Here is a 14,029-nt window from a genome sequence, read left to right on the forward strand (position 1 = left end):
AGATACGAATTCGTGACTGGAGTTCAGACGTGTGCTCTTCCGATCTGGAAAAACAGATAAGCCAATTCTGTTAAAAAGAGGAATGAGTGCAACATTGAGAGATTTTTTAATGGCAGCTGAGTATATTGTGGCTTTTGGTAATAAAAATGTTATTCTTTGTGAGAGAGGAATAAGAACTTTTGAAATTGCTACAAGAAATACAGTTGATATAAATGGAATAGCTCTATTAAAAGAAAAATGTCATTTACCAATAATAATTGATGCTAGTCATGGAACAGGAAAAAGAAGTTTGGTTGAACCTGTGACTATAGGGTGTATTTTAGCAGGAGCAGATGGGGCAATGATAGAGGTTCATGCTAATCCAAAGTGTGCTTTATCTGATGGAGATCAAACATTAAATTATAAAGATTTTGGAAAAACTTGTGAAAAAATAAAAAAGACATTAGCTTTTAGAAAAGAGTTAAAAGAAATTAATTAGGAGTTGTTTATGTTTAAAGAAAAAGATGGATATTTTCAATTGAAAGAGTTTGAAGAGTTGGGTGTAAATGCAATATATACAACAGTTGAAATGGGAAATTTTCAAGAGGATCATTCAAGAGAAGAGGCATTGGAAAAGTTAAATATAAAAGACAGAAAAGTTTATTCAGGTCATCAAACACACTCTGATAATATAAAAATTATTAGAAAAGATAGTGATTTATATAGTGATGATACGGATGGTTTTATAACAAATGAAAAAGATGTAGTTATTTTTACAAAATATGCAGATTGTTTACCTTTATTCTTTTTTGATAAAAAGACGAAAGCCTTTGGTTGTATTCATTCTGGCTGGGAAGGAAGTTATAAAGGTATTGGATTAAAAGCTATAGAACTTTTGGAAAAAGAGTTTAATGTAAAAAAAGAAAATTTAAGAATAGGAATAGGAATAGGTATTAGTGTTTATAAATATGAAGTACAAAGAGATTTTTATTTAAAATTTAAAGAAAAATATTCTAAAGAAATATTAAAAGATGTATTTCTTGTAAAAAATGGAAATATGTATTTTGATAATGGAAGATTTAACTATAACTTATTTATAAATGCAGGAGTAAAGAGTGATTATATATATAAAGATATAAATTGTACTTTTACAAATGAAAAATTCCATTCATATAGGAGAGATAAAAACCACTCAGGTAGGAATGGAGCCTATATTTTCCTTGACAAAAGCATGTAAAAATGATAGAATTATTTGCTAATAAAATGCACATTGATTATTTCTAAACAAGGTGCCCTTTGGGATGTTTAGTTTTGAGATCAATGGAAGAAATAACCAAAAAATAGGAGGAATTAAAAATGGCAGTAATAACAATGAAGCAATTACTTGAAGCTGGAGTTCACTTTGGACACCAAGCTAAAAGATGGAACCCTAAGATGTCTAAATACATCTTCACAGAGAGAAACGGAATTCATGTAATCGATTTACACAAATCTTTAAAGAAAATAGAGGAAGCTTATGCTGTAATGAGAGAAATCGCAGCAAAAGGTGGAAAAGTATTATTCGTAGGAACTAAAAAGCAAGCTCAAGAAGCTGTAAAAGATCAAGCTGAAAGATCAGGAATGTTCTACGTAAACAACAGATGGTTAGGTGGAATGTTAACAAACTACAAAACTATCCAAGCTAGAGTAGAAAGATTAAAAGAGTTAGAGAGAATGGATAAAGATGGAACTTTAGATACAGCTTACACTAAGAAAGAGGCTGCTAACTTCAGAAAAGAATTAGTAAAATTATCTAAGAACTTATCTGGAATTAAAGATATGAAAGAAGCTCCTGCTGCTATATTCGTAGTAGACGTTAAGAAAGAAACTCTTGCAGTAGTAGAAGCTGCTAAATTAGGAATCCCTGTATTCGCTATGATCGATACAAATGTAGATCCTGATTTAATAACTTACCCAATTCCTTCAAACGATGACGCTATAAGATCAGTAAAATTAATTTCTTCAGTTATGGCTAATGCTATAATCGAAGGTAACCAAGGTAAAGAAAACGCTGAAGTTGCAACTGATGCATCTGTAGAAGAAGGATCAGCTGAGTAATTAATAGTTGAACATTTATGGAATTGAGTGCTTGCACTCAATTCCTTATACTATATAGAAAAAAATAATTCTAAAAACTTTAGGAGGAAATAAAATGGCAGAAATTACAGCAAAATTAGTAAAAGAACTAAGAGATAGAACTGCAGCAGGAATGATGGATTGTAAAAAAGCATTAACTGAAACTGCTGGAGATATAGAAAAAGCAATTGACTTATTAAGAGAAAAAGGAATTGCTAAAGCAGCTAAAAAATCAGGAAGAACTGCAGCAGAAGGGTTAATTTATGACGCTGTATCTGATGATCACAAAACAGCAGTAGTATTAGAGTTTAACTCTGAAACTGACTTTGTTACTAAAAATGATGAGTTTAAAGCTTTAGGTCTTGCTATGACTGAAATTGCTTTAAGACCAGAAATCAAAACTATAGAGGACTTAAAAGCTGCTGATTTAAACGGTAAAACAGTTGAAACTACAATAACTGATTTAATCGCTAAAATCGGAGAAAATATGTCTTTAAGAAGATTTGAAAAAATAACTACTGAAGGATTTGTAACTACTTACAATCACTTAGGTGGAAAATTAGGAGTTATCGTTGAGTTAGCTGGAGATGCTTCAGAAGCAAACATAACTAAAGCTAAAGATATCGCTATGCACGTAGCAGCTATGGATCCATCTTACATTGATAGATCTGTTGTTACAACTGACGATTTAGACAGAGAGAGAGAAATCGCTAGACACCAATTAGAAGCTGAAGGAAAACCAGCACAAATCATTGAAAAGATATTAATCGGAAAAATGAACAAATTCTATGAGGATAACTGTTTAGTAGACCAAATCTTCGTAAAAGCTGAACACAAAGAAACAGTTGCACAATACGCAGGAGATATGAAAGTAGTTAACTTTGTAAGATACAAAGTTGGAGACGGAATTGAAAGAGAAGAAGTAGACTTCGCAGCAGAAGTTGCAGCTCAACTTAACGCGTAATTAATACAACAAAAGCATAGGGGTGCGACTTAGCACCCCTTTTTTTAGAGAAAAATAATAATTAAAGAGGAGAGTTTTGAAATGAAGCCAATTTATAAAAGAATTCTTTTAAAATTAAGTGGAGAAGCTTTAATGGGAGATCAAGAGTTTGGGATCTCATCAGAAACAATAACTTCATATGCTAAACAAATAAAAGAAATAGTAGACCTAGGAATTGAAGTTGGAGTAGTTATCGGTGGAGGAAATATCTTTAGAGGATTATCTGGGACAGAACAAGGAATCGATAGAGTTACTGGAGATCATATGGGTATGCTAGCAACAGTAATAAATGCAATGGCTCTTCAAAACGCAGTGGAATCAATAGGTGTACCAACAAGAGTACAGACAGCAATTGAAATGCCACAAATAGCTGAACCTTTTATTAAAAGAAAGGCTCAAAGACACCTTGAAAAAGGTAGAGTTGTAATATTTGGAGCAGGAACTGGAAATCCATATTTTACAACTGATACAGCAGCAGCTTTAAGAGCAATTGAAATGAATGCTGATGTTGTTATAAAAGCAACAAAAGTAGATGGAATTTATGATAAAGATCCTGTGAAATTTGCAGATGCAAAAAAATATAAAGAAGTTACTTATACAGAAGTATTAAATAAGAACTTAAAAGTGATGGATGCAGCAGCAATATCTTTATGTAGAGATAATCATTTACCAATCGTTGTTTTTGATTCATTAACTGAAGGAAATATAAAAAGAGTAGTTTTAGGTGAAGAGATCGGAACTACTGTAATAAATGGATAATTTAGGAGGATAAAAATGAGCGGACAAGTTTTAATGAACGAATGTAAAGAAAAAATGAGTAAAGCAATAGAATCAACAAAGCACAAGTTCACTGGAATCAGAGCAGGAAGAGCTAACATCTCTATGCTTGATGGTATTAAAGTAGTTCAATACGGTTCTGAAATGCCATTAAATCAAATAGGATCAGTTTCTGCACCAGAAGCTAGATTATTAGTAATCGATCCTTGGGATAAATCTGTTATACCAGCTATAGAAAAATCAATTATGTTATCAAACTTAGGATTAACTCCTAATAATGATGGAAAAGTAATTAGATTAATGATACCTGAGTTAACTGCAGACAGAAGAAAAGAGTATGTAAAGTTAGCTAAAAGTGAAGCAGAAAACGGTAAAGTTGCTGCAAGAAACGTAAGAAAAGATATGAACAACGGTCTTAGAAAGTTAGAAAAAGACGGAGAAATCACAGAAGACGATTTAAAAAGATTGGAAGATGAGGTTCAAAAGTTAACTGATGCTACAATCAAAGCTATTGACCAAGCTTTAGCAACAAAAGAGAAAGAAATTACAACTGTATAGTTAGATGTATTGAAAGAGCTGATGTTTAGTCAGCTCTTTTTTTTGTAAAGAAAATATATATTGATAAAAGCAAACTACTAAAGGTAAAAAGAGTTATGAGTAAGATTTTAGCTTGGGTATTTTCTCCTGATTCAATGGCAGAGTAAAGTGCTAAAGGAAGGGTTTGTGTTCTTCCTGGAATATTCCCAGCTATTAAAATAGTGGCTCCAAACTCTCCAAAAGCTCTTCCAAATCCAAGTAGTACTCCACTTATGATTTTATTATATGTGAGAGGTAGATAGATATGTATTAACATTTGAAAAAAATTAACACCTAAGCATTTACCTGTTTCAATATAAACATAGTCTATACTATCAAAGGCTACTTTTATATTTTGATAGACAATTGGAAGAGAAACAATTGTAGCTGCAAGAATTGCACCATTAATTGTGAAAAGTATTTTAAAATCAAAAAACCTTTCTAAAAATCTACCAATAAAACTACTTCGACCTAGATATATAATTAAAATATAACCAAGAACAGATGGAGGAAGAAAAATAGGTAAAGTTATAAAAAATTCCAATATTTTTTTTATTTTGCATTTTTTAAAATCTTTATAAAAGTATAGAAAGATACTGAAAAAAAGATTAAAAAGAGTCGCTGAAATAGTGACAATAATGGAGATTTTTAAACTATTAATCATTCCAATTTTTTCCTTTTAAAAAATTAATAAAATTAAGACTTTCTTTTTTCATTTTTGAATCTGTCACTATTCCTAAAGAATAAATAATAGGAGAGTGTAGTGAATCATCAAAAGTTTCTACAATTTTAGAGTTTTTAAGTAGTTTTGTATCAGTGAGATAAACGATACCATAATTAACTTCACCAAGTTCAACATAATTTAAAACACTTCTAACATCTTTAGCATATATAGTTTCATAGTTAAAGTTTAATTTTTTATTCTTTAAAACTTCAGCAGCATATTTACCTGCAGGAACAAAACTTGGGTTTCCAATGGCTAAAGTAATATCTTTTCCAGGAACATTATCATTTTTTATTAAAACTAACTTATTTTTTAATATATCTTTTGTATTTTCAATATATTCATTCTTTTTTAAATTTTCAATGTATCCTTTATTTGCAAGAAAAATTATATCGACTGGAGCACCTTGTTCTAGTTGCTTTTTTAAAGTTCCTGAACTGCCTAAATTCAGATTAAATTTAGTATTGTGAGTTTTTTCATAAGCTTTAATATTTTTTTCTAAATATTCTTTTAAAGAAGCAGCACCACTAATAGTGATACTTTGAGAGAAAATTAAAGTATTCATTATTAGAAAAAATGTAATGATAAAAGATTTCAAAAGAATAACCTCCTTATTTTAACTATTTTTTTTATTAATTTGATATAGAGAGAAAAGTCCTTTTAAACTTAGTTCTGGACAGTACTCATCAATTTCATTTATTTGAGCAAAAAGGATCTTTCCAAGACCACCTGTTGCAATAACATATGGATCTTTAACTATTTTTTTTATCTCTTGAATAATATGAATTAGTTGACCAGCATATCCATAAAATATACCAGCTTGAATTTGTTCAGCAGTATTTCTACCTAAAACACTTTCAGGAGTGCTAAATTTAACTTTTGGAAGCTTAGCAGTATTCCCAAAAAGAGCATTAATAGACATTTCAATTCCAGGTAAAATACCTCCACCAATATATATTCCATTTTCTAAAACTTCATAAGTTGTTGCAGTTCCTAAATCAAAAATAACTAAGTTTTTATTTGGAAAGTCTAAAATAGCTTGAGTTATATCAATTATTCTATCAGCACCAAATCCAGTAACTTGCAGATTTTCTGCAAAGGTAAATGGAATATTTAAGTTTAAATCTACTATTGTAGGTTCAATTTGAAAATATTTTCTTCCTAAAAATTGAAATATTGTTATTAGATTTGGAACTACTGATGATATGATAATTCCATTTAATTTTTTAATTTCAATTTCATTAAAGTCAGATATATTTTTTAAGTAAGAGAAAAATTCATCCTCTGTTATTTTTTCGTTTGAAGCAATTCGAAAGCTAAGTAAAACTTTTCCTGTTGAATCAAATAATCCTGTAGTAATATGAGTATTTCCAATATCTACAGCTAAAAGCATTAAATCACCACCTATAAATTTAAATAATTTCTATTATAAACTAAAAAAGAAAAAATGTAAAATTTAATGGGATATTAATAAAAAATGAATTATAATATTAAAAATAGATATTTTATAGGTGGTGTAAATGAAAGGTGTTGGAATAGTAGTAGAATATAATCCTTTTCATAATGGTCATAAGTATCATTGTGATAAAGCTAGGGAATATGGAGATATTGTCGTTGCAGTAATGAGTGGAAACTTTGTTCAAAGGGGAGAGCCAGCTGTTGTAAATAAGTGGGAAAGAACAAAAATGGCATTAAGTAGTGGAGTAGATATTATTGTTGAACTACCAGTGTTTTATTCAACACAAAGTGCAGAGATATTTTCAAGAGGAGCAGTTGGAATATTAAATGAACTTAAAGTTTGTAAACTTGTATTTGGATCAGAAACAGGAGATGTAGAAAGTTTAGAAAAAATAGCAAAATTAGAGGAAAATAAGGAGTTTCAAGAGAGTTTAAAAAAATATTTAAAAGATGGAAATTCATATCCAACAGCTTATTCTTTAGCTTTAAAAAACTTAGGAGAAGAGGATTCTTTAAATTCAAATGATATATTGGGAGTTGAATATATTAAAGGGATAAAGTTCTGGAAAAGTTCAATTGAACCAGTTGCAATTAAAAGAGAGAAATCAGGTTATTATACACATGAGTGTATAGATGGAATATCTAGTGCAACAGGAATAAGAAAGAGGTTAGAAGAGAGTAGTTGTTTTAAAGATGTTGTTCCTGAGGTAACATATAAAATACTAACAGAGTCTATATTAAATGGGAATACTGTAAAATTAGAGATGTTTTATGAACTTATAAGATATAGAATACTTTTAGAGAGAGAAAATCTTGAAAATATTCAAGATGTTGAAGATGGATTTTCAAATAGATTATACTCTTCAGCTTTAAAAAATAGAGAATATATAGATTTTTTTAATGATATCTCAACAAAAAGATATACCTTAGGAAGGATTCAAAGAATACTTATACATATACTTTTAAATATAACTAAAGATATAACAAAAGAAGTGAAAGTAAAAGTTCCATATATAAGGGTTTTGGGATTTACTCAAAGAGGTAGAGAGTATTTAAAGCAATTAAAAAAAGAGGATGAAAGTATAAAAGTATTAACATCTTTAAAAAATATAAAAAAAATATTAACAGATAAAGAGAAAGAGTTGTTAGAGTTAAATGAAGTATCTGATAGAATTTACAGTATATTAAATTTTTATGAAGATGAAAAGATACCAGTAATGATAAAATAGGATGTGATTATGGAGATAGAAAAAGAGTTAAATGAGATTTTAAAAATACTAAATATGCATGGAAAAGGGTATATTGTAGGTGGATATGTTAGAGATAAATTACTGGGAGTAAAACCTAAAGATTGCGACTTTTGTACAGATATAGATTATGAAAAACTTTTGCACATCTTTAAAAAATATAATCCAAAGGAGATAGGAAAAACTTTTGGAATAGTTCAGATTAATTATAAAGGAAAAGCCTATGAAATAGCTAAATTAAGAAGAGATAGTGATTTTACAAAGGAAAGAAATAAACTTCAAATTGAGTTTGTAAATGATATTTATGAAGATTTAAAAAGAAGAGATTTTACAGTAAATGCCATAGCTTTTAATGGTGAAAAATTAATTTATGAAAGTGAACTGTCTAAAGAGGATATAAAAAATAAAGTTATTAGATTTGTAGGAGAGGGAAGAGAAAGAATTAAAGAGGATCCATTAAGACTTTTAAGAGGAATTAGAATAGCTACAGAGAAGAGTATGGAAATAGATAAAGAAACAGAAAAATTTATGTTTTTAGAAAGAGATAGTTTAAAAAATATATCTATGGAAAGAGTTCAAGAGGAGATTTTTAAAATATTTAAAAGTGAAAATATATATTTTGGCATGAAGAAACTAGTTGAACTTAAAACTTTGCAAGGTATTTTTCCAAAACTTCAAAGAGATATAGAGAAAAATCAAAATTTAGAGAAAATTAGTAATATTTCAGGAAGCATTAAGTTAAGTTTGATATTTTTATTTTCTAAGGAAAACTTAGAAGAATTAAAAAAATTAAAAATAGAAAAAAGATTAAAAATAGAGATTGAAAATAGTATAAAAACTTACGATGAAGTTGAAAAATTAGATACTAAATATAGTATAAGGAAGTTTTTAAATATATATGGTGCTAATGTTTTAAAAAACATATTGGAAGTAAAAAGATTAAGAAAAGTAGAGAGTATTTTTAATGAAATTATTGAAAATAGTGACCCAATAGAGCTAAAAGATTTAAAAGTTAATGGAAAAGACTTAATGGATATTGGAATAAGTTCAGGTCCTAAAATAAAAGAGCTTTTACTGCTTTTAATGGAGATAATTTTAAAGGAGCCAAATATTAATAGAAAAGAGCTTTTAATTGAAAAAGCCAAGGAGATGTTGTGAAAAAAAGAATACCTTTAAACATACAGATTTTTTATGGAATAGGAGTAAGTTATGCAATAGTAGATCAAATATTTGCACAGTGGATTTTATATTTTTATTTGCCACCAGAAAATTCAGGATTAAAGCCTTTTTTAGCTCCTGCTTTAATATCTTTAGCTCTGGCTCTTTCAAGATTAGTGGATATGGTGTCAGATCCAGTTGTTGGGTATCTTTCAGATAGATTTAATAGTAAGTGGGGAAGAAGAATACCATTTATAGCGATTGGAGCAATACCACTTTCATTATCAACAGTTGCATTTTTTTATCCACCAAGAACAAGTGAAATGAGTACATTTATATACTTGGCTATTGTGGGCTCTTTATTCTTCGTATTTTACACTATTGTAGGAGCACCCTATAACGCACTTATACCAGAGATAGGAAGTACATCAGAGGAGAGATTAGACCTTTCTACGTGGCAATCAGTATTTAGATTAATTTATAGTGCTGTTGCTATGATATTACCAGGTGCTCTTATAAAAATAATAGGAAATGGAAATCCTTTAGTTGGAATAAGAGGAATGGTTATGATTTTAAGTATAATATCAGCAATTGGAATATTAATAACTGTATTTTTAGTTCCAGAAAAAAAATATTCAAGACCTGTTGAAAATAAATCACATATCAAACATATTTTAAAGGAAGTTTTAAAGGATAAAAATTTCAGATATTACCTTTTAGGAATGATGTTTTTCTTTGTAGGATTCAATTCTTTAAGAGCTATGATGAACTACTATGTTGAAGATATTATGGGATATGGAAAAGAGATGATAACTGTCGCATCAGCACTTTTATTTGGATTTTCGGCACTATTTTTCTATCCAATAAATAAGCTATCTAAAAAATATGGGTATAGGAAACTGATGCTTTTGTCACTGGTAATGCTAGGAGTTTTAACTCTTTTAATGATATTTTTAGGAAGAGGAATACCAGCAAAATATGGATTTGTAATATTTGCTCTTTTGGGAGTTCCAATATCAGGAGCAGCTTTTATTTTTCCTCCAGCTATGATGAGTGATTTAAGTGATAAGATCAGTATAAAAATTGGAGATAGAATTGAAGGTGTTTGTTTTGGAATTCAGGGATTTTTTCTGAAAATGGCATTTTTAATATCAATAGTAACTCTACCTCTAATGTTAGTTTTAAAAGGAGTGGGAGAGGTTACAAAGTTTGGGATATATTCATCAGCATTATTTTCTGTTGTATCTTTTGTTGTTTCATATATATTTTATTTTAAATATAAGGAATAGGAGGGAGATAGTGGAAACTATTTATCTTATTGTTTTTTCTTTGGGAATAATAGGAGTTAGTTTTTACTATTTCCCATTTTTTATATGTATTTTTCTATCAATTATAGTTGTAGGAGTATCTTTTTTTTACAATAGGAAGATATCAGTTTTCATAGCTTTAATTTTAACTATATTTTTATATAGATTAGATACAAAAATATATAAAGATATAGTATCTGTTGGTGATGTTGTTGATATAGAGGGAAGTGTGATATCTGGAAGAGGAAAAATAAATAAAATAGATGGAAAATTTCCTTTGAAAAGAATGTATTTTTTAGTGGATAGAGTGGAAGATAGTGATATATTTTTAAATGGGACTGTGGAAAAAATAACAAGAAAATCATGGGGAAATTATTATAAAATAGTACCAGATATTGTAGAGAAAGATAGTAACTTTTTTAAGGAGTATTTTAAGAAAAATATAGAAAGTATAACTGAGGATTTCGGAAGTGATTTTGAGAATTTTTATAAGGGAATAATTTTAGGAGAGGGAGAGTTACTTGATTATGAGCTTGTAAAAAAATTTAGGAAAATAGGAATTTCTCATCTGCTTGTAATATCAGGACTACACATATCTATTATAATTTACGGAATATTAAATTTTTTAAAAATATTTAAAATGAAAAAGGAAATTAGGTATTCTTTAGCTATGATATTTTTAAGTATATATGTGTTTTCAATTGGTTTAAGCCCAAGTGTTTTTAGAGCATATATTATGGGATGTATATATCTTCTGGGGAATATATTATATGAAAAAGTAAATAGTAAAAAAAGTTTGTGTGTAGCTTTTATAGTATCTTTAATTATAAATCCACAATGGTTATATAGTATATCATTTATAATGTCTTATGGGGCAGTTTTTTCAATAATATATGTATATCCAATAATTCCAAAATTTAAGTTTAAAAAAATTATAAATTCGTTAATATTGATTTTAACTATTCAAATTTGTATGATGCCAATAACTTTTATTTTCTTTAAAAATATTCAGATATTTTCTTTTATAAGTAATTTTATTTTAATTCCAATTGGAAGTTTATTTGTATTATTTGCATTTTTTAATCTGTTTTTATCATTCTTTTCTTTAGGGTGGATAGGGTCTTATATTACCTATTTTATGTACTTATTTTTTATGAAGAGTGTTGACGTACTGGAGAATATTCCATATTTGACATTGGAATTATAGTTATGGTAATCTATATTGAGGTGATAATATGATAGTCTTAAAAATAATAATTTTATTGTTTTCATTAGTATTACACGAATTAGCCCACGGATATATGGCATATTTTTGTGGGGATAAAACAGCTAAATATTCAGGAAGATTGTCATTAAATCCAATTAACCATTTAGATCCAGCTGGAACACTTTTACCTATTTTAATGTTACTTAGTGGTTCTACTTATGTTATTGGATGGGCAAAGCCTGTTCCAGTAAATTATGGAGCTTTTAGGAATGGTAGAATAGGAGAGTTCTTAGTTGCAATAGCAGGAGCTATGATGAACTATCTTTTAATGTTTATTTGTGTTCTTTTGATAAAGTTCAATATAGTACAGTTAAATCCAGTAACAATATATTTTATAGTTATAAATATGGTTTTAGGGACATTTAACTTGTTACCAATACCACCTTTAGATGGATCGAGAGTTGTGGCCTCTTTTTTAGATGGACAGGATAGATGGAAAGTTTTTAGTATGGATAGATATGGACTTTTTATTGTAATTGGTCTTAGCTATTTTGGAATATTGTCACGAATATTAAATCCAATCTACTCTTGGATATTAAGATTTATAGATATAATAATTAGATAAGTAGGAGTAAGAATGAATAGTATAAAAAAACAAGTTAGAATAGAGTTCGAAGAAAGGAAGTCAAAATTTATAGGTTATGCAAAACCTATATCTTCAAAAGAGGAAGCTGAAGATTTTATAAGAATGATAAATGAGATGCACCCAACAGCAACACATAACTGCACAGTATATAGAGTTATTGATAATGGACAGGAGTATTTTAAAGCAGATGATAATGGAGAACCTAGTGGAACTGCTGGGAAACCAATGGGAGAGATACTAACATATATGGATGTTAACAATATTGTTGTTGTTGCTACAAGATATTTTGGAGGAATAAAATTAGGAGCTGGAGGTCTTGTAAGAAACTATGCTAAAACAGCAAAACTTGCAGTTCAAGAGGCTGGAATTATTGAATTTATAGAGAGGAAGAACTATTTACTTGATTTTTCTTATGAACGAATAGGAGATGTAGATAGTATAATACTTGAAAATGAAGATGAAGTTATAGAAAAAGATTACAATGAAAAAGTGACATACAGAGTTTCTATTTCAGAAAAAACATGTGAAAATTTAAAAGAGATGAAAGGTTTATTAATAATAGAAATATAAAGGTGTAAAGATGAAAAAAATAGATGATGAATTTAAAGCAGTGATAAATAAATGTTTAAGAATATCAATATCAGTATTCTTTTGTGTGTACATTTTAAAAGTTAAGTTTGATGTGAATCCATTTTATGCATCAATTGCAGCAGTATCTTGTTTACAGGGAGATTTAAGTAACTCCTTAAAAGCTGGATTACAAAGATGTGCAGGAACAATGGTGGGGGGAAGCATAGGACTTTTATCTATTTATTTAATAGGTTATGACCCAGAAAGCATACATCAAGTATTAGGAATATCACTATTTTTAGTAATAATAATATTCTGTTCTACATATTTAATAAAAATGCATACATCAAATACAATAGCTTGCATTGTGTTTTTAGGAATTGCTACAAATATGGATGGGAGAAACCCATATGAGTGGGCATTTAAAAGGATTTTAACAACAATTTTAGGAGTTGTTATATGCTTGACTATCAATTGGATATTAAATGGAGAGTATAAACATATAAAACATACAGAACGAGCTAAGAAAATAATAAAAAAAATAGCAAGGAAAAAATAGCAGATAGAGATTAGTCTATCTGCTTAAATTTTTTTCTTTTTAACTTTCCATTTTTAAATAGGAAAAGCAACATTAAAGTTAAAACAATGTATATGATCTCTACAGAGATAATATAGTTTGGCCAATCTCCTAAATAGTTAAGAGGGGAGTTGAAAGTTGGTTTTTTACTAATGTATAAATAGTTAGTTCCTAGAACTGAGTTGATTAAAAAAACACCAACCGATATTAAATTTAGAGATAAGAGTGAACCTAACCAATTAACAAGAGTTGGTCTTAAATCAAAAACTCTATATTCAACAATAGCTGTAAAAATAATATAAAAGTGAGTTGAAAAAAAACTAATATTGAAAAAATCAGGAAAATTATTTCTAATTTCAGGTGTTAAAATTGCAAACAAAGCCCCAATTGACCAAAAAAATTCAGCATATAGAAAGGGTTTGAATCTGAAAATATTTCCAAAAATTGCAAAAATTAAAACAATATTACAAAGATGTAGAGGTAAAAGATGAGTCCAAGCTTCTCCAATAAGTTTATAACGAATAAAAAGCTCAATACATTTTATTCCAAGAATTGAAATAGATATATACCTCATAACTCTACTGGGATCTCTATTAAGAGATACTATAAAATATAAAATTGTGAAAAATATAGAATATCCCAATAAATAAAAAATATGTAGTTTACTAAAAAGTTCAAATTCCAT

At 28.4% G+C, this 14,029-nt stretch carries 16 protein-coding genes; 12 read left to right on the plus strand and 4 right to left on the minus strand.

Going from position 1 to position 14,029, the window contains the following annotated elements; translation table 11 throughout:
* Positions 1-487 precede the first annotated feature (487 nt).
* The 5 genes from Q0V09_RS01380 (at position 488) to frr (ending at position 4,432) form a co-directional block, all read left to right on the plus strand.
* On the plus strand, positions 488-1,216 hold the full coding sequence (locus Q0V09_RS01380) for a polyphenol oxidase family protein (RefSeq protein WP_297404336.1): 729 nt from the start codon (positions 488-490) through the stop codon (positions 1,214-1,216).
* 119 nt (positions 1,217-1,335) lie between these two features.
* Positions 1,336-2,076 (plus strand): 30S ribosomal protein S2, encoded by a 741-nt coding sequence (rpsB, locus tag Q0V09_RS01385; RefSeq protein WP_297404338.1) that lies wholly within the window; start codon positions 1,336-1,338, stop codon positions 2,074-2,076.
* Between the two features lie 94 nt (positions 2,077-2,170).
* Positions 2,171-3,058 (plus strand): translation elongation factor Ts, encoded by an 888-nt coding sequence (gene tsf, locus Q0V09_RS01390; protein ID WP_297404339.1) that lies wholly within the window; start codon positions 2,171-2,173, stop codon positions 3,056-3,058.
* A gap of 81 nt (positions 3,059-3,139) precedes the next feature.
* On the plus strand, positions 3,140-3,856 hold the full coding sequence (gene pyrH / locus Q0V09_RS01395) for a UMP kinase (protein WP_297404340.1): 717 nt from the start codon (positions 3,140-3,142) through the stop codon (positions 3,854-3,856).
* Positions 3,857-3,871: 15 nt separating this feature from the next.
* Entirely contained in the window at positions 3,872-4,432 is a 561-nt protein-coding gene (frr, locus tag Q0V09_RS01400) for a ribosome recycling factor (protein ID WP_297404341.1), read from the plus strand.
* Between the two features lie 25 nt (positions 4,433-4,457).
* Here the strand turns inward: frr and modB are convergent, their stop codons facing one another.
* The 3 genes from modB to Q0V09_RS01415 are packed head-to-tail and all read right to left on the minus strand — an operon-like array spanning position 4,458 to position 6,567.
* Positions 4,458-5,114: a molybdate ABC transporter permease subunit gene (modB, locus tag Q0V09_RS01405; RefSeq protein WP_297404343.1), complete on the minus strand. Its 657-nt coding sequence runs from the start codon at positions 5,112-5,114 to the stop codon at positions 4,458-4,460.
* Positions 5,107-5,772, minus strand: a complete 666-nt coding sequence (gene modA, locus Q0V09_RS01410) for a molybdate ABC transporter substrate-binding protein (RefSeq protein WP_297404345.1) — start codon at positions 5,770-5,772, stop codon at positions 5,107-5,109. Before modA ends, modB begins: the two co-directional genes overlap by 8 nt.
* A gap of 18 nt (positions 5,773-5,790) precedes the next feature.
* Positions 5,791-6,567 (minus strand): type III pantothenate kinase, encoded by a 777-nt coding sequence (locus tag Q0V09_RS01415; RefSeq protein ID WP_297404347.1) that lies wholly within the window; start codon positions 6,565-6,567, stop codon positions 5,791-5,793.
* Between the two features lie 127 nt (positions 6,568-6,694).
* Between Q0V09_RS01415 and Q0V09_RS01420 the strand changes: the two genes are divergently transcribed.
* Genes Q0V09_RS01420 through Q0V09_RS01450 form a run of 7 tightly spaced genes read left to right on the plus strand, consistent with a single transcriptional unit; the run spans position 6,695 to position 13,326 of the window.
* On the plus strand, positions 6,695-7,861 hold the full coding sequence (locus tag Q0V09_RS01420; protein WP_297486814.1) for a nucleotidyltransferase: 1,167 nt from the start codon (positions 6,695-6,697) through the stop codon (positions 7,859-7,861).
* A 9-nt stretch (positions 7,862-7,870) separates the two neighbouring features.
* The gene (locus Q0V09_RS01425) at positions 7,871-9,037 is read left to right on the plus strand and encodes a CCA tRNA nucleotidyltransferase (RefSeq protein WP_297486816.1); all 1,167 of its coding nucleotides are present in this window, start codon (positions 7,871-7,873) and stop codon (positions 9,035-9,037) included.
* Positions 9,034-10,326, plus strand: a complete 1,293-nt coding sequence (locus Q0V09_RS01430; RefSeq protein WP_297404352.1) for an MFS transporter — start codon at positions 9,034-9,036, stop codon at positions 10,324-10,326. The genes Q0V09_RS01425 and Q0V09_RS01430 overlap by 4 nt, the downstream gene beginning before the upstream one ends.
* A 10-nt stretch (positions 10,327-10,336) precedes the next feature.
* Positions 10,337-11,551: a ComEC/Rec2 family competence protein gene (locus tag Q0V09_RS01435; protein ID WP_297404354.1), complete on the plus strand. Its 1,215-nt coding sequence runs from the start codon at positions 10,337-10,339 to the stop codon at positions 11,549-11,551.
* Between the two features lie 28 nt (positions 11,552-11,579).
* Positions 11,580-12,176, plus strand: a complete 597-nt coding sequence (locus Q0V09_RS01440) for a site-2 protease family protein (protein WP_297404356.1) — start codon at positions 11,580-11,582, stop codon at positions 12,174-12,176.
* Between the two features lie 12 nt (positions 12,177-12,188).
* Positions 12,189-12,767, plus strand: coding sequence for a YigZ family protein (locus tag Q0V09_RS01445; RefSeq protein ID WP_297486818.1), 579 nt, complete (start codon positions 12,189-12,191; stop codon positions 12,765-12,767).
* A 10-nt stretch (positions 12,768-12,777) separates the two neighbouring features.
* Positions 12,778-13,326 carry an FUSC family protein gene (locus Q0V09_RS01450; RefSeq protein WP_297404360.1) on the plus strand — a complete coding sequence of 183 codons (549 nt, stop codon included), beginning with the start codon at positions 12,778-12,780 and terminating at the stop codon, positions 13,324-13,326.
* 10 nt (positions 13,327-13,336) lie between these two features.
* Here the strand turns inward: Q0V09_RS01450 and Q0V09_RS01455 are convergent, their stop codons facing one another.
* Positions 13,337-14,029 (minus strand): TIGR02206 family membrane protein, encoded by a 693-nt coding sequence (locus Q0V09_RS01455; protein ID WP_297404362.1) that lies wholly within the window; start codon positions 14,027-14,029, stop codon positions 13,337-13,339.

This window comes from uncultured Cetobacterium sp. (assembly GCF_947039425.1).
Classification (GTDB): Bacteria; Fusobacteriota; Fusobacteriia; order Fusobacteriales; family Fusobacteriaceae; genus Cetobacterium_A.